The sequence below is a fragment of the Arthrobacter sp. 05T420 genome, assembly GCF_056396305.1.
In genome coordinates this window covers 53,810-78,712 of record NZ_JBFTLG010000004.1, presented here as the reverse complement: position 1 = coordinate 78,712, position 24,903 = coordinate 53,810, and the positions used below count along the sequence as shown (strand labels likewise).

29 protein-coding genes and 1 pseudogene are annotated in these 24,903 nt (G+C 65.0%); 19 read left to right on the top strand and 11 right to left on the bottom strand.

The window, feature by feature from the left end:
* Positions 1 to 98 precede the first annotated feature (98 nt).
* Positions 99 to 947 carry an alpha/beta fold hydrolase gene (locus tag AC1DEM_RS05525; RefSeq protein WP_476883508.1) on the top strand — a complete coding sequence of 283 codons (849 nt, stop codon included), beginning with the start codon at positions 99 to 101 and terminating at the stop codon, positions 945 to 947.
* An 82-nt stretch (positions 948 to 1,029) separates the two neighbouring features.
* Positions 1,030 to 1,320: an antibiotic biosynthesis monooxygenase family protein gene (locus AC1DEM_RS05520; RefSeq protein WP_476883507.1), complete on the top strand. Its 291-nt coding sequence runs from the start codon at positions 1,030 to 1,032 to the stop codon at positions 1,318 to 1,320.
* Between the two features lie 84 nt (positions 1,321 to 1,404).
* Here the strand turns inward: AC1DEM_RS05520 and AC1DEM_RS05515 are convergent, their stop codons facing one another.
* On the bottom strand, positions 1,405 to 2,250 hold the full coding sequence (locus AC1DEM_RS05515) for an aldo/keto reductase (RefSeq protein WP_476883656.1): 846 nt from the start codon (positions 2,248 to 2,250) through the stop codon (positions 1,405 to 1,407).
* 282 nt (positions 2,251 to 2,532) lie between these two features.
* Here AC1DEM_RS05515 and AC1DEM_RS05510 point away from each other — a divergent pair, with 282 nt between their 5' ends.
* Positions 2,533 to 2,922 (top strand): RidA family protein, encoded by a 390-nt coding sequence (locus AC1DEM_RS05510; RefSeq protein ID WP_476883506.1) that lies wholly within the window; start codon positions 2,533 to 2,535, stop codon positions 2,920 to 2,922.
* A 75-nt stretch (positions 2,923 to 2,997) separates the two neighbouring features.
* Here the strand turns inward: AC1DEM_RS05510 and AC1DEM_RS05505 are convergent, their stop codons facing one another.
* On the bottom strand, positions 2,998 to 3,822 hold the full coding sequence (locus AC1DEM_RS05505) for a VOC family protein (protein ID WP_476883505.1): 825 nt from the start codon (positions 3,820 to 3,822) through the stop codon (positions 2,998 to 3,000).
* A gap of 229 nt (positions 3,823 to 4,051) precedes the next feature.
* On the opposite strand from AC1DEM_RS05505, the gene ligD reads away from it, so the two are divergent.
* Entirely contained in the window at positions 4,052 to 5,296 is a 1,245-nt protein-coding gene (gene ligD, locus AC1DEM_RS05500; protein ID WP_476883504.1) for a non-homologous end-joining DNA ligase, read from the top strand.
* Positions 5,297 to 5,393: 97 nt separating this feature from the next.
* On the opposite strand, the gene AC1DEM_RS05495 is transcribed toward ligD, so the two are convergent.
* The gene (locus AC1DEM_RS05495) at positions 5,394 to 5,855 is read right to left on the bottom strand and encodes a phage tail protein (RefSeq protein WP_476883503.1); all 462 of its coding nucleotides are present in this window, start codon (positions 5,853 to 5,855) and stop codon (positions 5,394 to 5,396) included.
* A 365-nt stretch (positions 5,856 to 6,220) separates the two neighbouring features.
* Here AC1DEM_RS05495 and AC1DEM_RS05490 point away from each other — a divergent pair, with 365 nt between their 5' ends.
* Complete coding sequence (locus AC1DEM_RS05490) at positions 6,221 to 6,739, top strand: DUF1269 domain-containing protein (protein ID WP_476883502.1); 519 nt, start codon at positions 6,221 to 6,223, stop codon at positions 6,737 to 6,739.
* Positions 6,740 to 6,804: 65 nt separating this feature from the next.
* Here the strand turns inward: AC1DEM_RS05490 and AC1DEM_RS05485 are convergent, their stop codons facing one another.
* On the bottom strand, positions 6,805 to 7,191 hold the full coding sequence (locus AC1DEM_RS05485; protein WP_476883501.1) for a nuclear transport factor 2 family protein: 387 nt from the start codon (positions 7,189 to 7,191) through the stop codon (positions 6,805 to 6,807).
* A 308-nt stretch (positions 7,192 to 7,499) separates the two neighbouring features.
* Between AC1DEM_RS05485 and AC1DEM_RS05480 the strand changes: the two genes are divergently transcribed.
* The 4 genes from AC1DEM_RS05480 (at position 7,500) to AC1DEM_RS05465 (ending at position 10,740) form a co-directional block, all read left to right on the top strand.
* Positions 7,500 to 7,787 carry an FmdB family zinc ribbon protein gene (locus AC1DEM_RS05480; protein WP_476883500.1) on the top strand — a complete coding sequence of 96 codons (288 nt, stop codon included), beginning with the start codon at positions 7,500 to 7,502 and terminating at the stop codon, positions 7,785 to 7,787.
* 35 nt (positions 7,788 to 7,822) lie between these two features.
* Complete coding sequence (gene fmdA / locus AC1DEM_RS05475; RefSeq protein ID WP_476883499.1) at positions 7,823 to 9,079, top strand: formamidase; 1,257 nt, start codon at positions 7,823 to 7,825, stop codon at positions 9,077 to 9,079.
* 147 nt (positions 9,080 to 9,226) lie between these two features.
* Positions 9,227 to 10,084, top strand: a complete 858-nt coding sequence (locus tag AC1DEM_RS05470; protein WP_476883498.1) for a prephenate dehydratase — start codon at positions 9,227 to 9,229, stop codon at positions 10,082 to 10,084.
* Positions 10,085 to 10,155: 71 nt separating this feature from the next.
* Positions 10,156 to 10,740 (top strand): HhH-GPD-type base excision DNA repair protein, encoded by a 585-nt coding sequence (locus tag AC1DEM_RS05465; RefSeq protein ID WP_476883497.1) that lies wholly within the window; start codon positions 10,156 to 10,158, stop codon positions 10,738 to 10,740.
* A gap of 75 nt (positions 10,741 to 10,815) precedes the next feature.
* On the opposite strand, the gene AC1DEM_RS05460 is transcribed toward AC1DEM_RS05465, so the two are convergent.
* Complete coding sequence (locus tag AC1DEM_RS05460; protein WP_476883496.1) at positions 10,816 to 11,127, bottom strand: MmcQ/YjbR family DNA-binding protein; 312 nt, start codon at positions 11,125 to 11,127, stop codon at positions 10,816 to 10,818.
* A 122-nt stretch (positions 11,128 to 11,249) separates the two neighbouring features.
* Between AC1DEM_RS05460 and AC1DEM_RS05455 the strand changes: the two genes are divergently transcribed.
* The gene (locus AC1DEM_RS05455) at positions 11,250 to 11,798 is read left to right on the top strand and encodes a TOPRIM nucleotidyl transferase/hydrolase domain-containing protein (RefSeq protein ID WP_476883495.1); all 549 of its coding nucleotides are present in this window, start codon (positions 11,250 to 11,252) and stop codon (positions 11,796 to 11,798) included.
* Between the two features lie 90 nt (positions 11,799 to 11,888).
* Here AC1DEM_RS05455 and AC1DEM_RS05450 read toward each other — a convergent pair whose 3' ends face one another.
* Together AC1DEM_RS05450 and AC1DEM_RS05445 are read right to left on the bottom strand one after the other, a co-directional pair.
* Entirely contained in the window at positions 11,889 to 12,920 is a 1,032-nt protein-coding gene (locus AC1DEM_RS05450) for an NADPH:quinone reductase (RefSeq protein WP_476883494.1), read from the bottom strand.
* Between the two features lie 236 nt (positions 12,921 to 13,156).
* A complete protein-coding gene (locus AC1DEM_RS05445; RefSeq protein WP_476883493.1) occupies positions 13,157 to 13,741 on the bottom strand; it encodes a helix-turn-helix domain-containing protein in 585 nt (194 codons plus the stop codon).
* A 121-nt stretch (positions 13,742 to 13,862) separates the two neighbouring features.
* Between AC1DEM_RS05445 and AC1DEM_RS05440 the strand changes: the two genes are divergently transcribed.
* The 5 genes from AC1DEM_RS05440 (at position 13,863) to AC1DEM_RS05420 (ending at position 19,516) form a co-directional block, all read left to right on the top strand.
* Positions 13,863 to 14,927, top strand: a complete 1,065-nt coding sequence (locus AC1DEM_RS05440; protein ID WP_476883492.1) for an NAD(P)/FAD-dependent oxidoreductase — start codon at positions 13,863 to 13,865, stop codon at positions 14,925 to 14,927.
* 5 nt (positions 14,928 to 14,932) lie between these two features.
* Complete coding sequence (locus AC1DEM_RS05435) at positions 14,933 to 15,763, top strand: class I SAM-dependent methyltransferase (RefSeq protein ID WP_476883491.1); 831 nt, start codon at positions 14,933 to 14,935, stop codon at positions 15,761 to 15,763.
* A gap of 206 nt (positions 15,764 to 15,969) precedes the next feature.
* Positions 15,970 to 16,599, top strand: a complete 630-nt coding sequence (locus tag AC1DEM_RS05430; protein ID WP_476883490.1) for a hypothetical protein — start codon at positions 15,970 to 15,972, stop codon at positions 16,597 to 16,599.
* Between the two features lie 106 nt (positions 16,600 to 16,705).
* Positions 16,706 to 17,431 carry a YcnI family copper-binding membrane protein gene (locus tag AC1DEM_RS05425; protein WP_476883489.1) on the top strand — a complete coding sequence of 242 codons (726 nt, stop codon included), beginning with the start codon at positions 16,706 to 16,708 and terminating at the stop codon, positions 17,429 to 17,431.
* A gap of 198 nt (positions 17,432 to 17,629) precedes the next feature.
* Entirely contained in the window at positions 17,630 to 19,516 is a 1,887-nt protein-coding gene (locus AC1DEM_RS05420) for a bifunctional copper resistance protein CopD/cytochrome c oxidase assembly protein (protein WP_476883488.1), read from the top strand.
* Between the two features lie 24 nt (positions 19,517 to 19,540).
* Here the strand turns inward: AC1DEM_RS05420 and AC1DEM_RS05415 are convergent.
* From AC1DEM_RS05415 to AC1DEM_RS05405, 3 genes and pseudogenes are all read right to left on the bottom strand, one after another.
* Positions 19,541 to 19,693 (bottom strand): annotated as a pseudogene (locus tag AC1DEM_RS05415) (fumarylacetoacetate hydrolase family protein); the annotation flags it as partial.
* 59 nt (positions 19,694 to 19,752) lie between these two features.
* Positions 19,753 to 20,184, bottom strand: coding sequence for a hypothetical protein (locus AC1DEM_RS05410; RefSeq protein WP_476883487.1), 432 nt, complete (start codon positions 20,182 to 20,184; stop codon positions 19,753 to 19,755).
* A gap of 186 nt (positions 20,185 to 20,370) precedes the next feature.
* Positions 20,371 to 20,982: a hypothetical protein gene (locus AC1DEM_RS05405; RefSeq protein ID WP_476883486.1), complete on the bottom strand. Its 612-nt coding sequence runs from the start codon at positions 20,980 to 20,982 to the stop codon at positions 20,371 to 20,373.
* Positions 20,983 to 21,088: 106 nt separating this feature from the next.
* Here AC1DEM_RS05405 and AC1DEM_RS05400 point away from each other — a divergent pair, with 106 nt between their 5' ends.
* The 4 genes from AC1DEM_RS05400 (at position 21,089) to AC1DEM_RS05385 (ending at position 24,215) form a co-directional block, all read left to right on the top strand.
* Entirely contained in the window at positions 21,089 to 21,445 is a 357-nt protein-coding gene (locus tag AC1DEM_RS05400) for a VOC family protein (RefSeq protein WP_476883485.1), read from the top strand.
* Positions 21,446 to 22,225: 780 nt separating this feature from the next.
* Complete coding sequence (locus AC1DEM_RS05395; RefSeq protein ID WP_476883484.1) at positions 22,226 to 22,378, top strand: hypothetical protein; 153 nt, start codon at positions 22,226 to 22,228, stop codon at positions 22,376 to 22,378.
* Positions 22,379 to 22,914: 536 nt separating this feature from the next.
* Positions 22,915 to 23,727, top strand: coding sequence for an MBL fold metallo-hydrolase (locus tag AC1DEM_RS05390; protein WP_476883483.1), 813 nt, complete (start codon positions 22,915 to 22,917; stop codon positions 23,725 to 23,727).
* A 101-nt stretch (positions 23,728 to 23,828) separates the two neighbouring features.
* On the top strand, positions 23,829 to 24,215 hold the full coding sequence (locus tag AC1DEM_RS05385; RefSeq protein ID WP_476883482.1) for a VOC family protein: 387 nt from the start codon (positions 23,829 to 23,831) through the stop codon (positions 24,213 to 24,215).
* A 65-nt stretch (positions 24,216 to 24,280) separates the two neighbouring features.
* Here AC1DEM_RS05385 and AC1DEM_RS05380 read toward each other — a convergent pair whose 3' ends face one another.
* Complete coding sequence (locus AC1DEM_RS05380; RefSeq protein WP_476883481.1) at positions 24,281 to 24,886, bottom strand: dihydrofolate reductase family protein; 606 nt, start codon at positions 24,884 to 24,886, stop codon at positions 24,281 to 24,283.
* Positions 24,887 to 24,903 lie beyond the last annotated feature (17 nt).

Genomic DNA, 24,903 nt, shown 5'->3' with positions numbered 1-24,903 from the left:
GGGTCTAGAACTGCTACAGCGATCGCTCCAGGCAGCGTGTCGGGACAGATCCGGTGGGCGATCCGGCCGATAGCGGGTTCAACGAAGAGAGTTCTCAGATGGGTTCCTGGACGGTCTCGACGATCAGCACGTACTTCCGGGTTTGTGACGGAGTGCGCGTGAGGTTCGCGGATAACAAGGCAGACTCAGACATCACCATGCTGCTGCTGGCGCCGTGGCCGGAAAGCCTTTGGGCCTTCCGCCGCATCTGGAACCGCGTTGCAGCGGTGGGGCGGGTGGTCGCCGTCGACATGCCCGGTTTCGGCCATTCAGATGGCCGCCCGGAGTTGATCGCCCCGGACGGTTCCGGAGCGTTCCTGGCCCGCCTCATCGAGGAATGGGGTCTGGGAGTTCCGCACGTCGTCGGCCCGGACGTTGGCACCGCCGCGGCGCTGTTCCTTGCTGCAAATGCTCCAGAACGGGTCACAAGCCTGACCATCGGCGGCGGCGCCGTCCGCTTTCCGATTGATGCGGGCGGCGCCCTCAAGGAGATCATCGAAGCGCCGACTCTGGATGACGTGCGCGCTCTCGACGCCAGAACTAATATCGGCTACGCGGTGGAACTGCCCGCCCCGAGCGTCAGCGAACCGGAAGTCCACGAGGACTACGTCAGCGCCTACGACCTCGGGCGCTTCGCAGAGTCGGCGCGGTTTGTGCGGACCTACCCCGAGCAGAACCCGCTGCTGCACGACCTGCTGCCGTCCATCACCACGCCCACCCAGATCGTCGCGGGCCGCCACGATGACCTCGTGCCGTGGTCGAACAGCGAGTACCTGGACGGGCTCCTCCCCCACAGCGAGATGCATCCTCTCGACGCCGGCCACTTCGCGTGGGAGGAAGCACCGGAGGAGTACGGCCGACTGGTCGCCGACTGGGTCAGCGGCGGATATCGACGCGTCGCGGGCTAGGCGGCCCGCCGCACCGCACCGCGCATCCTCCAGGCCGGGAACGGCAGTCACGCGGGGGATTTCTCTGTGTGAAACTGATCCAATGATTACCGAACACGCGCTATTGCCAGTCATCCCCGGTCAGGAAGACGACTTCGAACTGGCATTTAGCGAGGCGAGGCCCATCATTGCTTCGATGGCTGGCTTCAGGAAATTGTCGTTGTCACGTTCGATCGAGTCGCCGAGCACGTATCTGCTGCTCGTTGAATGGGATCGGCTCGAGGACCATACCGTTGGATTCCGACAATCCGACCAATACGGCAATTGGCGCGCACTACTGCACCACTTCTACGATCCCTTCCCCGTCGTGGAGCACTACGAGAGCATCCTGTAAGCGCTCGGCCCCACGGCTTGATGAAGCCGAAAGCCGGAGACGGTCCCGGCCGAGGGGCCCTCTCCGGCTTTGCTGCTGCACGGGCTAGAGCTGGCTGTGCGCGGCAACGGCCGGATCGGAGCCGGCGCGGGCGCCAGACTCCAAGGCGGATATCTGGTCTATTTCAGCCGGGGTTAGCCGGAGCGCCGCGGCGCCCAGGTTTTCCCGCATGCGCTCGCTATGTGCCGACTTGGGGATGACGATGGTGCCCTGGGCGAGATGCCAGGCGAGCACGATCTGGGCGGGGGTGGCACCGTACCGGGCCGCCAGCGATTTCACGGCGGATGCATCAAGATCCGCGCCCTGGCCCAAGGGACTGTACGCCTCCACTGCGATGCCCAAGGACCGGCTCTTGGCTGCCAGGGCCTGCTGCTGGAAGGTGGGGTGGATTTCGATCTGGTTGACTGCCGGAACTATGTCCGAGTTCTCAAGAAGCGTGTCCAGGTGGTCAGGGAGGAAATTCGACACTCCGATGGCGCGGATCTCGCCGCCGGAATAGAGCTTTTCCATGGCCTTCCAGGCCTGGGTGAAGAGTCCTTGGGATGGCACGGGCCAGTGGATCAGGTACAGGTCCACGTAGTCGATGCCGAGCGCCTCGCGGCTGTGCTGGAACGCCTCGAAGGCTGTGCCCTGTTCGCCGTTGCGGAGCTTGGTGGTGACGAAGATTTCCTCGCGCGGGATTCCTGACGCCGCAATGGCGGCTCCGACGCCGGCCTCGTTCCGGTATGCGGCGGCGGTGTCGATGTGGCGGTAGCCGGCGTCCAAGGCATCCTCGACGATCCGCTGGGTGTCTTCCGCCGGGACTTGGAAAACGCCGAAGCCGAGCTGCGGGATCTGGACGCCGTTGTTGAGGGTCACCGTGGGGATGTTGGTTTCACGTGTCTGGGACATCATCAGTCTTCCTTGTGGGTGGGTATCTGGTTTGGGCTGGTAGGCCCGCGGCCCCGCGGCCCTCGTGCTTCATTGAATTGATGACCAGCAAGGCCATCATCAGTGAATTATCCATCGTCTTCTTCCTGTCATCGGTTGTGCGTTGAACCGTGACTCGCCCTGGAAAGCAAGGACCCGGCCCGGCAAAATGGAAGACATGGGTCAAAGCGCAGAGTTTGGAAAATTCCTGAAGGCCATGCGGTCACGTAAACAAGACCTTCTGCATCATCAGGAGGACAACACATGACCATGAAGCGCACGACGTCCGGGCCGGGACTACCCGGAGGCTTCCCCTTTAGCCTGGCAAGCGAAGCAAAGGGTGTCTGCTTCGTCAGCGGGATGCCCGCACTGGATCCCGACGGCAATTATCACGAGGGAACCTTCGAGGAGGAGACGGCGCTGGCCTGGCACAATGTCACGATGATCGCCCACGCTGCCGGCTACGGCGTCGAGGAGATCGTGTACGTGCAGTGCGTCGTCGCTGACATCACCGACTACAGCAGCCTGAATGCGTGGTGGCGGCGGCAATTCCCGGACCCGTCCACGGCTCCGGCCCGGTTCACCTTCCAGGCCGGCGCCCTTCCTTTCGGCGCCAAGGTCGAGATCCAAGCGGTAGCCGCGCACGGCACCTGAGGCGTCGCCGACAGGATGCCGATTGAGGCAGAGTCGGCGAAACCTGCCATCAGCGGCCGCCGACGATTGAATCGCTCACCCGGACGGGGGCGTGAACTGGCTGGCCGTGAACTCGGCTCCCTGGGGGTCCCGGATCAGTGCCGTGCGCGTCCACTCGGTGTCGGCCTGGCTTAGGACCTGGGCGCCGAGTCGCTGCGCATCAACCACCGTCTGATCCCGGTCGGCCACGGTGAACGAGACGTGCCAGTGCGGCGGTTCGTCAGGGGCGGTGGTCGCGATCCAGGCGATCGCGTCCTCGAAGCCTGGCGGGGCGGCCAGCCCGGACTGCCTCACCCTGATGCCAGGATCTACTGTCGCTTCAAGGTGATCACCATAACCGGGCCTGCGGATCATCATCGCGAAGCCGAGGTCGTCGACCTGCCAGCCGAACGCCTCTTCGTAGAACTTAGTGGCCGCGCCGGGATTAGCCGTGTGGAGATCACTGAAATTCCACGACCCTGGCTGATTGGCCACCTGTGCCCCTAAACGTCGTCTAGCCTGCCAGAGGCGGAACTCGGCGCCCGCCGGATCGGTCAGCGCCGCACTGCGTCCGCCCTCTCCCGCATCGGCAGGCGCCGATCGCACCGCAGCGCCGGCAGTGACCAGTCGCTGCAGGGTTGCATCCGCGTCCTCGACGGAAATGTAAGTATTCCACGCCGCGGCACTCTGCGTGCTGGCCACCCCGGCGACGTCCTGGCCGTCGAGCTTGGCAATCAAGTAACGGCCCGGCGCTCCCGCCGGCATGACGTCATGGAACGTCCACCCGAAGATTCCGGCGTAGAACTCGACGGCCGCCCCGATGTCTGGCTGCTCGGTGTCGATCCAACACGGGACGCCCTGCGGGTAGGTCCGTTGGGTCACGTCTCGCTCCCTTCCGTGGGACACAGCCTAGCGAGCCAGGATCCGGCCGGATACCCCACCCGTCCCCTGACCCGGCCATCCCCACCAGGAAGCCCCGGCACCGCCGTCGCACATTCCCCATTCCAAGTCCTGCCGCCGGTCAAGGCCGGGCCGGGGCGCGTTCCAGATTAATTTCGCGTGCCGCACGGCTGGTCTGGCTGGGACATCCGGTTATTGCTAGCGTGGCGGAATGAACTCGTCGAAGACCCCCGGTGAGATCCTCACCATTGACGGTAACGAGGTTCGCATCTCGAGTCCGGACAAGGTGGTGTTCCCGGAGCCCGGGCTGACGAAGCTCGACTTGGTGCGCTACTACCTCACCGTCGCCGATGGTGCGCTGCGGGGCGCCGGCGGGCGGCCCATGGTGCTCAAGCGCTTCCCGAAGGGGATCGGTGCTGAGCCGTTCTTTCAGAAGCGCGTGCCTGAAAACCACCCCGACTTCGTCGACACGACGACGCTGCACTACGCGTCGGGGACATCAGCCGAAGAGGCCGTCATCCGGGATGCTGCGGGGTTGGCATGGGTGGTGAATCTTGGATGCCTGGACCTCAACCCGCACCCCGTGCGGGCCGAGGACCTCGAGCACCCCGACGAGCTCCGTGTCGACCTCGACCCGATGCCGGGGGTCGACTGGTCGCAGATCGTTGACACCGCCTATGTCGCGCGGGAGGTGCTCGACGACGTCGGGCTGGTGGGGTGGCCGAAGACGAGCGGTTCGCGGGGACTCCACATCTTGGTGCGCATCGCGCCCCAGTGGTCGTATCGCGACGTGCGGCTCGCCGCCGAGACCCTCGCCCGCGAGGTCGAGAACCGTGCTCCGGGCCTTGCCACCGCCCGGTGGTGGAAGGAGGAGCGTGGCGAGAGCGTGTTCGTCGACTTCAATCAGAACGCCAAGGACCGCACCGTGGCATCGGCGTACTCGATCCGGCCCCTGCCCGACGCCCGAGTCTCGACGCCGCTCACTTGGGACGAGGTCACCTCCACCCGGCCGGAACAGTTTACGGTGCCCACGGTGCTTGAGCGCTTCGCTGCAATGGGCGATCCCCACGCCGGCATCGACCACACAGTCGGGTCACTCGACAAACTTATCGCCCTGGCTGCCGAGCTCGGTCCCGCCGAAAAGCCGCCGCGGGCAGGCGACGGCATGGGCCGCCGGCAGTCGGTGATGCCGCTCATCGAGGTGGCACGTACCAAGACCAAGCCCGAGGCGCTCACGGCGCTCGACGAATGGAAGACCCGGCATGCGGATCTCGTCCCGGCCCTGCATCCCGCCGACATCCTCGTCGACGGAATGCGCGGATCGAGTTCGCTCTGGTACCGGGTGCGGGTGAACCTGCAGCATGTTCCCGAAAATGAGCGTCCGCCGCAGGAGGGGCTCATCGCTGACTACGACCCGTGGGCGGGCAAAGCGTGGCCCGGGCACCCTGGGTCCTGACACGAGAAGATATTGCCCTTCCAGCCAGAAACCGACCTGTGCGCAGACGATCCTGTTCAGTCTCGCGAGTCGTGTCCAACTGGCTCGGTTGTTGCGGTCAGTACTCTCCCTTGATCACGAAGTACGAGCCGCGAATAACGCCCGCCAGCTTCGATTTTTGCCGGGCGAACTTGAAGCGCGTCGCCAATTCCTCCGGAATCTCCATTCCTTCGGCGAGTTTGAACCCGACCGCTCTCTTCCCGGCGTCGATGCTGTACATGACGTTGATCGACAGCCCCGACTCGAAGAAAACGTAGGCCATCCGCAAACCGTCGACTTCGAAGGAGGTCGCTTCGAGCGGGCGGGAATCGATGACGATTTCACGCTCGTCCCGGAGTATCCTGCTCACCCGGTCAACCACCTGCGGAACCTCGCTCGCAGGGCTCACTGTGAAGACGTGGTCGTACTTGTTTCGGAAATAGCGAGCCTCGTTGGCGCGCAACCCGGCGAGGGCCTCAGCCACGGGAGACGATTCCAAACCGACAGTAGAAACGTTCTTGAAGTCAACGGTGTACGGCATGCACCCTCCTGGTACGACGTGTTGGAACCAATGCTAACGCGACGACGTGCTGCCCTGACGTCAGAACGTTCGCGCGTAGGGTGCCGGGTCCCGTGACAGAGGCTCAGCTGTAGTGATGCTCATCCATGAACGGGCCGACGCGGCCTTGGCGCATGAAAGTGGAGGACTTAAGGCCCTGACGGGGCCCGTCTGTCGGGGCAAGAGTTGGACCTACGCGACGGCCGGTGTGCGTACCGCCCCGGTGCGGGCGGCCAGGCCGCCCGCCGTCGGGAGTTCGGTCATTTCCAGCACCGTCGGGACCGACAGCGTCGACCAAAGAATTGGAGTGGCCGCAGCGCCGGCCGGAACCGAGTGGAGGGCACACCATGTCAGAACGCAACTACACCTTGTTCGTGTCGTCATACACCGACGCGGGCTCGGCGGCAGACGATTTCAAGGCGATCAAGAGCATGGACGACGCCGCCGTGGTGGCTGCGGTCGTCCTGTCGCGTGACGCCTCGGGCCAGACCGAGGTCAAGGAGCACGGGGGCGGACTGGTCGCCGGCGGCACCACGGCCGGCGCCATCGGCGGGCTCGTGGTCGGTTTGTTCGCTCCGCCGCTCCTGCTGTCCGGCGTGATCGGCGCTGGTATCGGCGCTGGTGTTGGCGCCATCGCGAAGCGTCACGAGGAGAAGTCCATCGGCGTCAACGCGGACGAATGGCTGCCGCCGGGCTCCTCGGCGATCATCGCCGTCGTCGACGACCTCTACCTCGACCGGGTCGACAAGGCGGTGGACAAAGCTACCAAGAAGGTCAGCAAGGCCGTCGAAAGTGGTGACTACGATGCCGTGGTCAAGGCCGTGAACGAAGGCGACGAGAAGATCATCGAAGCCGCTTCGTCCTGATCGGCCGACGCACCCAACTGGGAGACGGCCCACTGCTTCTATGAAGTCAGCGGGGAGGCTGACCTTTACTGGACGGGCGGCACCCTCGCCTTCAGGGCCTCATTGACGGGGGCGAAGGCGACCCGATCCAGGACAAGTTCAATCTCGCGGATTTTGTCTGCGCTGACGGTGAGCAGCTCGATGCACCTGACGGCACCAGCAGCCGTGTCGGTGACGAAGTCATACACGACGCAGGCACGTTCCTGTGCGATGAAGACCTCCCGGATCTCGTTGCGGACCAGCGCCGGGAGAAGGCGCTTGAGTGCAGTGGTCCACCCGGCCTTGTCGAGTGTGGTGCCGGCGAAGGTGGCCACGAGATCCTCCCCGAGCAGGTTTTCAAGGGCGTTCATGTCGTGGGAGCCAACGGCCTGGATGTAGGAGCGTGCGATCCCTTCGACGTTGGAGTCCGGCATGAGAGATCCTTTCCTGAGCAGCCGACGGGACCCGCCAAAAGGAGGCCCCCGCCATTGGGCCATGGGCAGCCAAAAATCCGCGGGGGTCCACGTCGTTTCTCAGAAGCCTAGCGGCCGCGGAACGGGACGGGAAGCCCCCGCCCACGTGAGGTTTGGGGCATCCAACCGTGCCACCAGTGCTGCTTGGGGAAGGGCCCAAAGACCCTGACCCCGTTCCGGGGCTCAGCCTAATCTGGCAACACACTCTGGGGTGGTTTTCCATCTTCGTCGCCTGCGCCCTGGTGATCGGAACGGAGAGGAACCAAACCATGGCCACTTATGAGTACCGTTGCTCCGATGGTTCGCTTTTCGAAGCATCCCACCCGATCGGCGACGCACCGGACACCCTTCCGTGCCCCTCCTGCGGTGAACCGTCCCGCCGGGTATTCAGCGCACCGCACCTTTCCCGGTCCGGTTCGCAGGCCTTCCGACTCATTGACTCCACCAAACGCAGTGCAGCCGAACCCGAGGTGGTGAACTCTCGGATTCCGGGCAGCCCCAGGCGTGTACAGCAGTATTCATCCAACCCGTTACATCGGACACTGCCGCGACCCTAACCGGCAACACGCGGCGACCAGTCAAAGGAGATGAAATGCCAGCAAGGATATTTTCCCTGGACTCAAGCAAGAAGTTCGAGGATCAGGAAAAGATCGGGCACAACCGATGGCACCCCGACATTCCACCCGTCGCGACGGTCAAGCCGGGGGATTCCTTCCGGGTCGACTGCCGGGAATGGTTTGACGGCGCGATCGTCAACAACGACTCCGCCGACGACATCCTCAACGCCCCGCTACTGACCGTCCACAAACTCAGCGGTCCCTTCGCCGTCGAGGGCGCCAAGCCCGGCGACCTGCTGGTGGTCGACATCCTGGACGTCGGTCCCATCCCGCAGGAGGATTCAGGCCCACTTGCCGGACAGGGCTGGGGCTACACCGGCATCTTCGCCACCAGCAACGGCGGCGGCTTCCTCACCGAGCAGTTTCCCGACGCATACAAAGCCATCTGGGACTTCACAGGACAAATCGCAACATCCCGGCACGTGCCCGGTGTTTCCTTCACCGGGCTGATCCACCCCGGCTTGATGGGGACGGCTCCCTCAGCCCAGCTGCTGGCGAAATGGAACAAGCGCGAAGGCGACCTGATCGCCACGAATCCGAACAGGGTCCCTCCGTTGGCGCTGCCGCCCGAGGCCGAGCACGCTGTTCTCGGGCACCTGGCCCCGTCGGAATTCGACAGGGTGGCCGCGGAAGCGGCCAGGACCGCACCGCCACGGGAAAACGGCGGGAACCAGGACATCAAGAACATGTCCAAGGGCACCCGTATTTTCTACCCCGTGTTCGTGGACGGAGCCAACCTCTCGATGGGCGATCTCCACTTCTCGCAAGGCGACGGTGAGATCACGTTCTGTGGTGCCATTGAGATGGGTGGCTTCATCGACCTCAGGGTGGAGCTCATCAAGGGCGGCATGGAGACGTACGGGGTGAGCGAAAACGCCATCTTCATGCCCGGCAACGTCGACCCGCAGTTCAGTCAATGGCTGGCGTTCTCCGGCACCTCGGTGACTTTGGACGGCGAGCAACGCTACCTCGACTCGCACCTTTCCTATCAGCGGGCTTGCCTCCACGCCATCGACTACCTGACCAAATTCGGTTACAGCAGCGAGCAGGCATACCTGCTCCTAGGTGCCGTACCGATCGAAGGGCGCCTCTCCGGCGTCGTGGACATCCCGAATTCCTGTTCCACGGTCTACATCCCGACGGCCATCTTCGACTTCGACGTACGTCCCTCAGCTGCCGGCCCCCACAAAATCGACCCAGGCATCGGGGCGCCGAAGGCCAGCAACAAATAGCGGCCGCCGACGGCGGTGGCGGCCTTGGTCGGTAAGGTTGCGTCCTCAACCGCGTCACGGGCTGAGGCTGGAGTAGGAAGAGTCACGGTGGGCCTCGGTGCGACCCGGTTTGGGTGGGCGGGGGTGGGACGTGACACCATACGGATCGTGACCCAAAAGATTGCGTACCAAGGTGAGCCCGGCGCCAACTCCCATATCGCGTGCAAGCAGATGTTCCCGGAGCTGGAAAGCGTCCCGTGCGCCAGCTTCGAGGACGTCTTTGAATTGGTGTCCAGCGGTGGGGCCGATCTGGCCATGATTCCGATCGAGAACTCGATTGCCGGCCGGGTGGCGGATATCCATATCCTGCTCCCCGAGTCCCGTCTGCAGATCGTCGGCGAGTTCTTCCTGCCCATCCACTTCGACTTGCTTGGCATCCCCGGCAGCACCATCGAGGCTGCCACGGAGGTCCACAGCCACATTCACGCCCTGGGCCAGTGCCGGCGCCTGATCCGTGAAGCCAGGTTACGCCCCGTCATCGCCGGCGACACGGCGGGTTCTGCCCGCGAAGTGCGGGAGTGGAACGATCCCGCCAAACTCTCCCTCGCTCCCCCGCTGGCGGCCCAGATCTACGGCCTGGAAGTGCTGGCCTCTCGGGTCGAGGACGATCCGTCCAACACCACCCGCTTTGTCGTCCTGGCGCGGGAAGCGGAACTGCCGAGCCGGGATGAGTTGCCCGGACCGGCAGTGACCAGTTTCGTGTTCCGCGTCCGGAACGTCCCCTCCGCTCTCTACAAAGCGCTTGGCGGTTTTGCCACCAACGGCGTGAACATGACCCGGCTGGAGAGCTACATGGTGGGCAACGAGTTTGCTGCCACCATGTTTATGGCCGATGTCGAGGGCCACCCCGCGGACCTATACCTGCAGCTGGCCTTGGAGGAACTGGAGTTCTTCACCGCCGAGGTCCGGATCCTGGGTGTATATGCCGCCGCAGAGTTCAGGACCCGGCAGGCAGCCAGCGGCTGACCGGAGTGGACGGCAAGGCCCCGCTGTCGGCAGGCAATGACGCGGCTCGGAGCAGGTGGGAGGATGGGCGCATGGAACTGCACATCACTGGCGACCCCGCCGCCGACCAACTGCTCAGCAACGACGCGTTCGCACTCCTCGTCGGCATGCTGCTTGACCAGCAAGTGACCATGGAGTCTGCGTTTGCCGGACCCGAAAAGATCAGGACGCGGATCGGATCCACGGCTCCTGCCGCAATCGCCGAATATGACCCGGCGGGGTTCGTTGAGATCTTCAAGGAGCGTCCGTCCATCCACCGCTTCCCCAGCTCCATGGCTGGCCGCGTCCAAGACCTCGCCGCGGCTGTACAGCGCGATTGGAACGGGGACGCAACTGCCATCTGGAACCAGGACGACCCTGACGGCCAGGAAGTGCTGCGCAGGTTGAAGGAATTGCCCGGCTTCGGAGAGCAAAAGGCAAAGATCTTCCTCGCACTACTCGGCAAGCAGTGCGGTCTCCGGGCACACGGCTGGCGTGAGGCTGCTGGTTCCTATGGCGAGGAGAGCGCATTTCTTTCTGTCGCCGACATCGTGGACCCCGAGTCGCTGAAAAAAGTGCGTGCCAATAAACAGGCTGCCAAGGCCGCCATCAAAGCCGCGAAGGCATCCGAGCGCTGACAAGAAACGGCAAGACCCAAAGCGTTCCGCTACGTTCGCTGATCGGTTAGGCGGACCCGGGCAACGCCCCGGCGCTTACCTGCCAGCTCCGCCGCCAGCCAAGCGATAGGACTCCTGCAGCAGCTCGTCCAGTTCCTCGACGTCGATCCTGTCCAAGGTGACAAGCACCAGTTTCGGGGACCGTTCGTGGTGGGGGGTCCAGAAGTAGGTGCCAGGGGCGGTGCCTGCGAGTGCTTCCCGTTCCTCGGTTTTCACGGTGAGAACGCCATCTTGCCAGATGCGTGCCATCAGGGTCTTCCCGAACCACGCCGGCTGGCCCCAACTGGGTCGCTCGCTAACCCCCGGCAGGCCACGGCAGATCTGCCGGACATCTTCCTCTGTGGCCATGGTTCACTCTTGCATCGGAGCCCCTGGCCCGGCAATGCTTGTCCTCCCCCGGACGACGTCGAAAACGTACTAACGGCGCAGGTCGAGGGCCGCCACGGCTGGGCGTCCGTCATGCTGGTTCCATGCAGGCGACGACGGTGTTGGTTGAGGGCGAGAGTGACCGGCTGGCGGTCGAGACGCTGGCCCTTCGCCTTGGCCATGACCTGAGAGCCTTGAGGGTGTCGGTGGTGCCAATGGGAGGCGCGACCAGCATCGTGCACTTCCTCGACCGCTACGGCCCAAATGGCGCAGGCCACCGGTTGTTCGGCCTGTGTGATGCGGGGGAATCTCGCGGCATCGCCCGCGCGCTCGGCCGGGCAGGCATCGGGACCGGTTCGCTGGCCGAGCTTGGGTTCCACGTCTGTCACGCCGATCTCGAGGACGAACTCATCCGCTGCCTTGGGATCGATGCAGTGCTCAGCGTCATCGCGGATCAAGGCGAGCTGGCCTCATTCCGGCTCCTCCAACGCCAGCCCTCACTGCGAGAACGGCCCATAACGGCGCAGTTGCGCCGGTTCTTCGGAGGACGCAGCGGCAACAAGGCCCGATACGCGCCGCTGCTGGTCGACGCGTTGCCGGCCGGACATGCGCCTCCGCCGCTCGCTTGCCTCGTTGCATCATTTTCGCTGTGATCTGACGCGTCCGCAGTCCGGACTACCCGGCCCGCTCAGTCCGGCGGCTGCGCCGCGTGATGACCCCCGCTCACTCCGAAGCTTTATCGGCTAGCCCGCCGACACATCGATCAGCACCTTGCCGACGATGCCCTCTTCCACCGCCGCGTGGGCCGCAGCCGTGTCAGCCAGGTCAAAGCGATGCAGCGGCAGGCCTGCGGCCTCTCCCACCGGAAGGGCGCCGTCGGCGATGGCCGCATTGATGTCCTCGGCGGCGGCGTGCACCGCCGCCATGCCAACGGTGTAGAGCAGCACGAACTGGTAGCGGACGTTGAGGCTGAAATGCCTGCGAACGTCCAGGCTCATCTGGTCGCCGCCGTTGTTGGCGTAGACGGCGACGGAGCCGCGGTTGCGGATCACTGCCAGGTCAAGTTCCGCGTTCTGCGCGGGTGCCACTTCCACGACCTGGTCGACGCCGTCGGGAGCGATCCGGCGGATCTCCGCGGCCGCGTGGCTTTCCCGGTAATTGATAACGTGATCGGCGCCGGCGGCAGTGACCAGCGCAGCCTTCGCCGGTCCGCTCACGGTGGTGATCACGACGGCGCCGGCCCACTTGGCGAGCTGGATCGCCGCATGGCCTACGGCGCCGGCCCCTCCAGCGACAAGAACCACTTTGCCGTCCAAGGCTCCGGGGTGCAGCCGGCGTGGGCCGTCCTCGGCGATGGTCAGGGCCCGGTGGGCGGTGATCGCGGGAACGCCCAAGCTTGCGCCGAGGTCGAACCCGGCGTCCTCCGGCAGCGGAAAGACTCGCTCGGCCGGTAGGACGGTGAACTCCTGGGCTGTCCCGCCGTCGGCGCGCTGGTAGGCGGCCAAGGCCAGCCATACCCTGTCACCGACGTGGAGATGCTCGACGCCTGGTCCGACGGCGTCCACCACACCGGCGCCGTCCTGGTTCGGCACGACCTCCGCGAAGGGCAACGGCTCCCCCGGTTTCGCGCCGCGGCGCGACTTCCAGTCCGTGGGGTTCACCGCCGAGACCATGATCCGCACGCGCACCTCCCCGGGCCCCGGGTCGCGAATCTCACGGTCGACGAGCTCGAGAACAGACGGATCGCCGGTGGCACGGTACACGATTGCTTTCATACTCAAACCTAACGCCCGCCCGGACCGAAAATTCCCGCCGGGAATTCGCAAGTTCAGGGCATTGCGGCCCCACTCCCCAAGCCGGGTACGGCTGTCCTGTAGTCTGCGCCAGGAGCCTTCCGGCCGGACATCGAGTCACCCACAGCATCAGGCGCTCCCTGCCACGGCGGACAGAAGATCCGTTAGCGGCGCTAAGAGTCCCGAGTCCCGGCGGGTGCGTCATCGGACCTCTTGGGCTATGCGGGCTTGGGCCGTGCGCGTACGTGCATCCGTTCCCCCTGCTGTCCAAACAGACTGATGAACTCAACGTCTCTGCCGTCAGCGCTGGCGAACCAGTGCGGTGTGTGGGTGTCGAATTCCGCGGCTTCGCCAGGACGGAGTTCAAAGTCCTTCTCGCCCAGCACCAGTCGCAATCGTCCGTTGAGGATGTAAAGCCATTCGTAGCCCTCATGGACGCGCGGGTCGGGCTCGGCCCGGCGGGTCTCGCCGTCGAGCACCATCTTGAAGGCCTGCAATCCGCCTGGGCGGCGCGTGAGCGGAACGGCCGTCATGCCGCCATGGGTGATGGGGCGCAGATGAATTCTCGGATCCCCGGTGGGCGGGGCGCCGACCAGATCATCGAGGAGAACACCGTACAACCTCGCGAGGGGCAGCAGGATTTCGAGGTTTGGCCTGCGTTGGCCCGCTTCTAGGCGGGACAGAGTGCTTACGGATACCCCGGAAGCGGCAGAGACCTCGCCGAGTGTGAAGTTGCGTTCAGTACGAAGTGCGCGAAGCCGGGGGCCAACTGCCCCGAGTACATTGTCAAGGTCATTTGCCATCCCCCAATTTTGCCATATCGGCAAAATCTTTTGTCAAATATCGTCGATGCGATACAAGCTGTTGTGACCGCACGCGGACGCTGGCGGCGAACTCTTAGTACGCATCGAAGGGCAAATCAGTATGGACACCACACGGTACGACGTTGTGATTGTTGGCGGCGGCGCGGCAGGACTCAGCGCGGCCACGACGCTGGGCCGGGCGCTGCGGTCGGTGCTGGTCATCGATTCCGGAACTCCCCGGAATGCACCAGCGGCGGGTGTGCACGGTTTTCTCTCCAGGGACGGTATGAACCCCGGGGAACTCCTGTCTGTCGGGCGCAGTGAAGTGCTCTCCTACGGCGGCACTGTCATTGACGGCGAAGCCGTTTCGCCACGGCGAACCCCCGACGGGTTCGAGGTGATCCTCGGAGACGCCCGCCGGTTCTCCGGCAGGCGTCTCCTGGTCACCACTGGCTTGACGGACGAACTCCCTCCCATCGACGGGCTGCGGGAGCAATGGGGAAAGGGCGTTGTGCATTGCCCCTACTGCCATGGCTGGGAAATCCGCGGGCAACGGATTGGAGTGCTGGGCACGGGCCCGCTGTCCGTCCATCAAGCACTGTTGTTCAGGCAGTGGTCCCGGGATATCACCCTCTTCCTCAACGACACCGTGCAACCCACTGACGAGGAGTGGGACAAGCTCGCCGCCCGGTCCGTAAAGGTGGTTGACGGCGCCGTGGCGTCCGTTGACTCTGTCGACGGCGTCCTCACGGGGCTCACGCTCCGCGAGGGTCGTTCGTTCGACCTGCAGGCCCTGGCAGTCGGAGCACGGATGGAGGCCAGATCCGCGCTGCTGGAATCACTCGGGCTAATTTCCCAGGTGCACCCGTCGGGGGCCGGACGGTTCATTCCGGCCGGGGATATGGGTGGTGCGACGGCGGTCCGCGGTGTGTATGCGGCGGGCAATGTCTCCAACTTAATGGCGCAGATGATCACCGCGGCGGCCGAGGGTGTCATGTCCGGCGCAAGGATCAACGCCGACCTCATCGAAGAGGAAACACGATGGGCAGTCGAGGGGCACTTCGGCCCCTTCTCCGCCGCCTCGGAAGCAGCCGTCTCTAAGATCGTGATCGGTCACCGACGCCACGACCTTGAAGTCGGGCAGAAAGCCGCCAACACGGGCCCTGCGGCCACAGTAGAAGGATGATGAGCATGGAGCACCAGCCCCACCCGACGCAACACCACGACCACCAGCACCAGCAGCGACCTGGCAGTCAGGATCAGCACCGCATCCTGGACCTCGACGCCGAAGTGTTCGGTGACCACCTGGCAGCCGTCCTGGGCTTGACCGGGGTGCCAACTGCGCGCAGCGTCGTTGACCTCGGCGCCGGCACCGGCGCAGGTAGCCGGCTGCTGCGCGAGCGGTACCCCGCCGCCACGGTGACGTGCGTCGACAGCGACCCGCAGATGCTGGAGCTGCTTCGCGAGCAGGGGTTCGCCGTGATCGAGGCGGACCTCGACGACGGCTTCCCTACGCCTTCCGGCTCCTCCATGACGGCGGATGCAGTCCTGGTCGACCTCGTATGGGCATCGTCCTCACTCCACCACGTCACCCACCCCACCCAGCTCCTCTCGGGAGTCCGCCGGGTACTGTCGCCCGGTGGGGTCCTGGTCGTCGTCGAGCTCGCCGCTCTGCCCCGCTTCCTAAGCCACCCGCGCGAAGCGCTTTTGGAGCAGCGCTGCCACGCCGCTGCGGCGGCCGACGGGTGGAACCAACACCCGAACTGGGCGCCGGTCATCGAGGCCGCCGGGTTCAGCGTCACCCAGTCCGAAGTGACAGCCATTGCACCCGTGACCCCGGCCGCACGGGAGTACGCCAAACAGTGGTTCGCACGGTTCTCACACCTGGCACCCCTGACCGCGGACGACCGCCACTCCGTCGAAGATCTGCTGGAGCGGTTCCCCGACGACGTTCAGCTTGAACCCCGCGCCAGCCGGACCGTCTGGGTGGCCACCCCCGACCAGACTCAGGAGCGTACCTGAGCCAAGGCGTCCCCAGGTACCGACTGAAAACCCTCGATCCAGGGAGGAAAGGCGGCGAGCTTCATGGGCAACGTCTCCGGCCATGTTGGCTCCCGCAACAATCATCGGGGCGTACAAATGGCTATTGCGGTCCAAGGATTTCCCACGCTGACCGGCTTAGCGTCGGAGTTGTTACACCGGTCTGCGCCCTACGGGAGGAGGCACAATTGGATCTTCGCGATAATCTGCCGCTGTTCCGGGCGGTCCTGATCACGGGCACGACGATGTCCTTGGCTGCCGCCGGGCATGTGCTCGGAGGCGGCACGCTTCCCGAACCGGCCCTCATGGCCGCCCTGGCTGGCCTTATGCTGGCACCAGTCACCTGGCTGGCGCGCCGGCAGTTGTCATTCCTGACCCTGTTGGGCATGCTGGGATCCGGCCAGTTGACGCTGCACGAAGCATTCACGTCCCTGTTATCACGGGCCCTTTGCCTCCCATCACTGACTAACCGGATGTCGCATCACGACGGCCGGATCATGGGCCCGGAGTGCTCCGCTGCCGTGCCGCCGTCCATGACCGTGCATGCCAGCGGTGCCGATTCACCGGTTATGCTGGCCGGCCATGTCCTCGCCTTAGTCTCCACGGCGTGGCTGCTGCGCAAGGGCGAAGTGGCCCTGTGGCAACTCGTGGCATGGCTCCGCCCGCTCGTGCAGCTGCCCGGGCCCACAGGATTCATTCCTGTCCGCCAACGGCCCGTCGCCACGGGCCTGGTCGCCGTTCCCGTGCCCCGGCGGAACCTGCGCGCTGACAGCCTGCGGGCGCCGCCCGCCGCGTCTTCCCCGTGCGCCATGCCCTGACTGCCTGCCCGGTCTGCGGTTGGGTGCTCGGGACGCACATTACGTTCCACCCATCACCGCGCTGTCCGCCGTGTGAATGCGGCAGCACCCCAGAAAGGCTTGCGTCATGAACATTTCAACTCCTCGCGCCCTGAAAACTGTCGCCGTATTCGCCACCGCAGCCGGCTTCATGGCACTGGGCGTCGGTGCTGCATCCGCCCACGTCCGCGTGGACCCGGCTTCTACAACCGCCGGCGGCTACTCCCAGCTGACCTTCAAGGTCCCCAACGAATCCGAAACGGCCAAAACCACCAAGCTGACCGTCACCCTGCCCACCGGAACCCCGTTCACTTCGGTCTCGGTCAAGCCCATGGACGGCTGGACGGCCGAAATAACCGAAGCCAAACTCCCCGCCCCGGTCACCGTGGAGGGGGCGACCATCACCAAGGCAGCGGCCTCGGTCACGTGGACAGCGGACGCCGCCCACCAGATCGGCCGGCACGAGTACCAGACTTTTTCGATCTCCGTCGGCCGGCTCCCGGCCGCGGACACGACCGTGTCGCTGCCGGCGGCGCAGACCTACTCCGACGGAACGGTCGTGAACTGGAACGAGGCATCAACCCAGGGCCAGGCCGAGCCCGAGCACCCGGTTCCTTCCTTCGTCACCACCGCAGCGGCCGACGCGAACGCGAAGGCGGCGCTCGTAGGCGACACCACTGCCGCATCCTCTACCACGCCGCTCTCGCCCGCGCCCGACAATACCGTCGGCATCCTCGGACTCGCCGCTGGAGCACTCGGCCTGGCGGCCGGGGGCACGGCCCTGGTGCGGACGCGCACCCCGCGTAAGAACTGACCCGGGGCAACCCTGGTCCCACCGCGGCCAGGCCAACCGGTGGGATGCGCAAGGCATTCCACCGGCTGCGGGCACCATGCCCTCCACGGTTCTCCAAGGAGGGTCCCTCAGAGGTACACGCAGCGCCGCGCCATTAGGTGCGGTGCCCGCTGCCGAAGCGTTCGCCCTGGTGCGGACTGGAACGAGTATGCGATGTCAATGATGGCGAAGATCGGGGGTGCGGTGGCGCTCCTGGCAACCGGTGTACTGGCGCTGGCATGGGCCTACGGCTATGGAGGGAGCGCCGATCCGGGCCTTCTTGACCGCACCGGCCCGGCCGTCACGTGGGGGTTGCCGCTGGGGAAGTTGGTGTTCAACCTCGCCTGCGCCTGCACCATCGGGACACTGGTGCTCGCCGTCTTCGCACTGCCGCGCAACGCTCCCGTGCAGGCGGCAGCGGTCCGAATTGCCGGCTGGTCCGCCGTTGTCTGGGCCGCCGCTGCCGCCATATACACAGGTGCCAGCTTCCTGTTAATCGCCAACAGGCCGCTTTCCGCCGGCTTCGGCCCGGAGTTCGTGGCGTTTCTTACCGACGTCGAAGCCGGGCGGGCCGGGACTCTCACCGCGGTGATGGCAGCCACTGTCGCGCTGGCCTGCTTCTGCCTGGAGGGTCCGCACGTGGCGGCCATGGTGGCATTGCCGGCGTTCGCCGGTCTGGTGCCCCTAGTGCTGAGATCCCACGCGACCGGCGGAGCCGGCCACGCGGACACCACCACTGCACTCATCCTGCACACGGGCACCGCGGCCGTCTGGGTCGGCGGCCTGCTGGCGCTGATGATGCTCCGAACGTCGCTGCCGGCCCGCCGCCTGGGTCCGACCGTGCAGCGATACTCCACTCTGGCCCTGATTTGCTACATCGCACTGACAGTTTCCGGGGTCCTTGCCGCCGTCGCACGCATCCGCTCGATCGACGACCTGCTCAGCCCCTACGGAGTGATCATCCTGGCCAAGGCTGTGGCCCTGATTGGCCTAGGCGTGTTCGGGGCGCTCCACCGGGGGTGGACTCTGAAACGCCTCGACCGGGACCCTCACCGGGCCGCAAGGCCCTTCCTTCGGCTGGCAGTAGCCGAACTGGCCGTCATGGGCGCTGCCTCCGGGATGGCCGCCGCCCTTGCCCGTACGGCACCCCCTGCAACGGCTGGAGCCCCACCCCCGGATGCCGTGCTGCTGCCCGAGCCCGGAGTTTGGGCATATATCTCCCAATGGGTGCCCGACCCTCTGTGGTCCCTGATCTGCGGGTTCGCCGTCTTCCTCTACCTCGCCGGAGTCCGCAGGCTCCGCGCCGCCGGGCAGTTATGGCCCCCACACCGAACGGTCCTGTGGCTGGCCGGCGTCGTGGTCCTGTTCACCATCACCAACGGCGGTCTCCACCTCTACCAGGGCCTTCTGTTCGAAGCCCATGTCCTGACGCAGATGATACTCACCGCCGTCGTCCCCCTGCTGCTCGTCCCGGCAGCGCCACTGACACTGGCCGAACTGGCCATACTTCCCCGGGCGGACAGCAGCATCGGGGCCCGGGAGTTCGTGGCGGGCACCCGGCGGCACCTGCTGACCCCTCTCGGCAGAGACCCTTACCTGGCAGTTCTCGTCCTCGCCGGGGCCGTCCTCGTCATCTACTACAGCCCCCTTTTGGAATGGTCCGCCCTCACCCAGCTCGGCTACAGCAGCACGACCCTGCTTGCCCTGGTGGCCGGCTGCCTTTTCACCCATGCAATGATCGGGCCGGGCCTACTGGGCAGCCGCCCGCTGGGGCGACTGGCCCTCTTGGCAGCAGCCGCCGCACTGTATGAGATGAACGGGTGGTGGCTATCGGTCCAGCGATTCACCAGCGAGCCACCGTGGAACAGTGCGCCCAGCCCTTCAGCAGTCGCGGTGGCAGGTTCCGCCACCGGACCGGGGGGAACCATCATGTGGTCCATAGGCGCCCTGGGTCTGGCAGTGATTGCCGCCATCGTGCTCACCCGCCGGGACGCCACCGCTGATTCCCACACCGCCAAGACACGGCCGCCCGGGAGTAAAGAAACGACCGCCATCAAAAAAGCCTAAATGTTGGGCTGGAGCGAAGCACCGTTGGATGGTGAGCAGCTGGAACAGATCGGCCACGAGCCGGGCGAACGGGAACAGGAGGTCCCCGGTGGTGTCGTCCTGGACCATCTCGCCGTTTTGCCAGGTGCGGATCCGCAGTTTTCCGGGGTCGACGGCGTCTGCCGCGAGGCCCGGCCCCTGGGAACGGGACAACAATCTTGGGTCGCGGCGTACTCAAGCAGTGATCCACTGCTAGTTCAGTCGTCACTGCCGTGGCCACCGCCGCCTCCCCCGCGGAGACCTCCCTTGTCATCACCGGGCTGGGTGGCGATGGTTGCGCCTCTGCCGGGATCCGGCTGGACCGTGACGGGGGCCGCCTGGATGCTGGTCGGCGCCGGAGCGGGGGAAGGCTTCTTGGAAGGCGCAGCTTTCCCGTTGACCCCGTTGTTGCCGGTGCCCGCTTCGCTCGGCGCCTTTGGTGCTGCTTTGGGGCTGGCCACGGTGTTGGTCGGGACGTGGGCTGGGGCGCGGGTTGTTGAGACCGAAGGGTCCGGCAGCAGGACATTGCCGGCGTTGCCGAGGGTTGAGGTGTGTGAGCCGTTGAGGGTGTAGGTATTCACCGCGAGGGCGGCGGAGCCGATGACGAGGATCCCGGTAATTGAAAGTGCGAGGGCTGCCCTGCTTTTCATGGCTCAACTGTAGGACGGCCATGGAAAAGAATGAAGCGCGGGAGATCCAAGGTTTGTCCAAGACTGGTGCCCGCCTCTTGGTGTCCGCGCAGCGGGCCGGCACCAAAAGACGGTCCTTCTGTACGTCAGGTACAGGAGGACCGTCTTAGGGTTGCAGGATTGCCGGACGGTCAGCCGGGTCAGGGTTCAGTCGTCGCTGCCGCGGCCACCATGGCCACCGCTGTCATCTCCCGGTTCCGGCGCCTTCCGGAGTCCGCCCTTGTCATCGCCCGGTTCCGGCGCCTTCCGGAGCCCGCCCTTGTCATCGCCTGTCTGATCCGCCCGGGGCGCCTGTGCCTTACGGAGGGCGCCGTTGTCGTCACCTGGTTCGGGCGTTGTCCGCAGCCCGCCTTTGTCATCGCCCGGTTCTGCTGCGACGCGGTTGCCGTTGCCGGCGAACGTTTTAGCCGTCACCAGCCGACTGTGGCCAGCGGCAGGTTCGGGCGTGGTTCGGGCCCCGCCGTTATCGTCGCCTGGTTCGGCCGGGAAGGCCTTCTTGGCTACTGATGCTTTCTTGTCGTCGGCCTTCACATTGTCGCTGGTCTTGGTTGCCGCCTTCGGTGCCGCCTTAGGGACGACTCTGGCTGGTGCAGGGGCGGCGGTTCTGGTGGCCGAATCGTCCGTGACGAGAACGTTCCTGGCGTCGTCGCTGGTACCCGCAGTGGAGCTGCTGAGGGTCTGGGTGTTGGCGGCGAGAGCGGCGGATCCGGTGAGGAGGATGCCGGTGAGGGAGAGCGCGAGGGCTGCTTTTGTTTTCATGGTTCAACGGTAGGAATCCGTTGGAAAGGATAGGTGCGGGAGAAATCCAAGAGTTAGCCAAGATTAGTGCCGCACTCAGCCCACATGCCGGCGGTAGGCTCAGGAAATGATCGGACGTGTTGATGAGATCGTCGTGGATTGCCAAAACCCGGCCGCGCTCGCGGAGTTCTGGGCCGCGGTCCTCGGTGGCGAACCAGTCCATCGAAACGATGCCTGGTCCTTCATCGATCCGCCGGGTTGGACACGCCTTGCCTTCCAACGAGTCCCCGAGACCAAACATGGGAAGAACCGTCTTCATATTGACGTGCACGTGGACGATCTGCCGGGAGCGGCTGCCGCAGCCGAAGTCCTCGGAGCAGTCAGGATCGGCACGATCCAGACAACTACGCTGGGCACCTTCCAAGTGCTCCAGGATCCGGAAGGTAACGAATGGTGTGTCGTCCGTTCAGCCACAGGGGAATGACCACGCCTCGGCTGTCGCAGTCCGGAGTCCCGCGTACATAGCCAGATCAGGAACGACGCCGAAGGGCTGGCAGTTGCCGCCCCGGACCTCGCAGACCGGACCGGCCTGCGGGACCAGGCCGCCTTCCAGGTTTCCCTGCAATCTTTGCCCGAAACGACGCGGCGCGGCTTCCGGAAGTTCCATTGGGAAGGCGGGGTCCTTCACGTTCTCGTGTCCTTCAGCACCAACGTTCAAAAGACCGAGGCGGAGGGCGCCGGCAGGTACTCAGCCCGCTCTCGCGTTGACTTCATGGCGGACTCCCAGGCTGTGAAGCTGGTGCCGGCCAACTGCCCGGCAGATGTTCCGCTCGATAATGGCAGCACAGACGTGGCTGATTACCGGCTGCCAGAATCAGCTCGATAAGGGCGCAATCACTGTGGACCGGTATGGAGACCTCGTTTGCGTCGCGTTGACCAGACGGCCAGCATCACTCCCGGTCAGGGCTCCCGCAACGGAGCAGGTGGTATTGGATGGGGCCTCACTCCGGTCCTGAATCAACTTGGCATACTCAGCAACCTCTTTCACAGCAGTCTCACAGACGATCCGTACTAGTGAACACAGCCGTCGAGCCCAATGTTATTCAAACCCGGGTCTTCCCGGACTCGACGGCCGGTGCGACATATTGGAGCGTCGGTGGCGGGCGGTATGACCTCTCTACGCAAGAGGAATGGCGCCGGTACCAAGGGTGTCATTCAGGGATGAAACGCCAGCCAAGTATCCCCGAGCAGTGAGGTGCCAACGATGTCAACAAAACGCGAACGGCCCGTCTGGAACCGTCAAAATGTTCCCTTGATGCTCTTGGGCATCGGCATTCTCCTGGTACTGATCGCCGCTGGGATGGTCGTTTGGGTTGTCTATGCCGCCCCGGTCATCTCTCGCCTCACGGGAACCTAGGGACCGGGTCCTCGCTGGATCAAACATCCAGCGAGGACCCTGAACAGGGAAGAAATGTGCCCCGAGGTGGGACTCAACTGCATTCGCTCCCCGCAAACACGGGACGCGCGCGGAAACATGCGGAGCCCGGCCCGGCCCGATCCGACCCACAAACGGCCCAATCCGAGGCCAAAGTGTTCACGTTGTAAACACCTCCCTTCCCACAACCTGGATGAGACGGAATGAGGCCCTGTTTTCTCTTCCACAAGGCAAAGTCATGAATCCGGGCACGCGTTTGATGCACGCATGCCAGACAATGCACTTGCCTCTGGTTTGCACGAATCCCGACGGCCGACCTCACCGAAACGCCGAAACCCGGGGCGCCGGCTTCACGCCCGTCGCCCGGCCAACGAGAACCCGGCCCGCCAACCGAATAGACACCGCAAGGATCTCTCTTCCTAGGAGACTTTCGCGTGCCATAGTCTGGGCACGTCAGCCTGCGGCCGAGGGTGAAGACGGCGGAAAGCAGTGCACATGACGCTTGGAAGGGGCAGACCATGCTGATCTGCGCGGCTTGCGCCGTCGAACGCGACGAACCTACCCCGGAGGTCTGTCCGATCTGCGCCGACGAGCGGCAGTATGTGCCCGGGGACGGACAAAAGTGGCTCTCTCTGGACGGGCTGGCGCAGGAGGGCCAGCAGATAGTGTCGAAGGAGAACGAGCCGGGCCTTTTCGGGCTCCAGACAGCACCAACGGTCGGGATCGGCCAGACCGCTCAGCTCGTGGTGACACCCGAGGGTTCGCTACTGTGGGATCCGGTCGGATATGTCGATGACAGCGCTGTGCAGGCAGTGCTTGAGCGGGGCCCGGTTCTCGCGATCGCCGCTAGCCATCCACACATGTTTGGTGTGCAGGTCGAATGGTCGCATCAGCTCGGTGGCGTCCCTGTACTTGTGGCGGACGCAGACCGGGCATGGCTGGGGCGCAACGATACTGTCATCGAATACTGGTCCCGCCGTCGAACGATCGCCGAAGGGTTGACACTCCACCAGACCGGGGGGCACTTCCCGGGGAGCGCCGTGGTGCACTGGGCTGCAGGAGCGGACGGCAAAGGAGTACTCCTTACCGGTGACAGCGTGTATCCGAATCCAGACCGCGGCTCCATCTCGTTCATGCGCAGCTACCCGAATCATTTGCCGCTATCCGGCACGGTGGCGCTACGAATCGCCGCCCAGCTGGGAGAGCTCACATTCGACCGGATCTACGGCAACTTCAACAACGTCATCGCGTCCGGAGCCCAGGCCATCCTCCACGATTCCGCCCAACGGCACGCTGGTTGGGCACGCGGAGACTTCGACCATATGACCTGAACCGTCCATGCCGCTTTAGCGTCAGTTTGGAATCGAACAGAGGTTCAACCTGAAGGGCGCTGGACGTAGTGGGTCGCAGACAAACACCCGAGGAGGTCACCATGACGATCACTTTCAACCACACCATCGTCTACGCAACGGACAAGCGCCGTTCGGCGGAGTTCCTGGCCAACGTGCTCGGACTGCCACAACCCCAAGCAATGTGGTCTTTCATGACCGTGCCCCTCGACCACGGGGTGGCCCTCGATTTCGCCACGACGGACCGGCCCATTTCCCCGCAGCACTACGCCTTCCTGGTCAGCGAGGAGGACTTCGACGGAATCTTCGCAAGGATCCAGGCCCAGGGCATCCCCTACTGGGCGGACCCCGGACGGTCTCGCCCGCAGCAGATCAACCACAACGACGGCGGACGTGGCGTCTACTTCGCGGATCCTGACGGGCATTTCCTCGAGGCGATCACGCGTCCGTACGGATCGGGCGCTGCGTGAAGTCCTAGGGGACGACGCCGACGACCGCCTTTGCCAGCTCGCCCTAACTTCTGTGACCTGCGGAGTTAGCTCACGCGGCGATAGCGGATGTGGGTGGCCAGCGGTGAGTGAAGCACATCGGCGGGTTCGAAGCCGAAGGATTCAACCCCATCGAAGATGCGCTCGCCCGAGCCGAGCAGGACCGGTGCGATGTCGAGGGTGAGCTCGTCGATCACGCCGGCGATCAGTGCCTGTCGGACGGTCGAGGCCCCACCGGCGATGTCCACGCCTTTGTCCCCGGCCGCTTGGCAAGCTGCGGAGTACGCCGCGTCGAAGCCCTCGGTGACGAAGTGGAAGGTCGTCCCGCCGTCCATCTGGATCGGGTCATGTGCGTGATGGGTCAGTACGAACACCGGCGCGTGGTACGGCGGTTCGGCTCCCCACCACCCGGTCCATTCCTCATCCCAGTCCCCGCGGATCGGGCCGAACATGTTCCGACCCATCACGTACGCGCCCCGCGGGCGCATGAGCCACTCGTTCGCGACCTTGTCGGCATCGTTGGCTCGCGGGTCGCCGATGTGCCAGCCGTGCAGCTCCCGCCCCCGTTTACCTAGGGGGTTCTCACGGCTCTGGTCCGGCCCCGCGACGAAACCGTCCAGCGAGATCGACATGTGGCACGTGGTGTCCGACACGGCGAACCTCCTTAGTG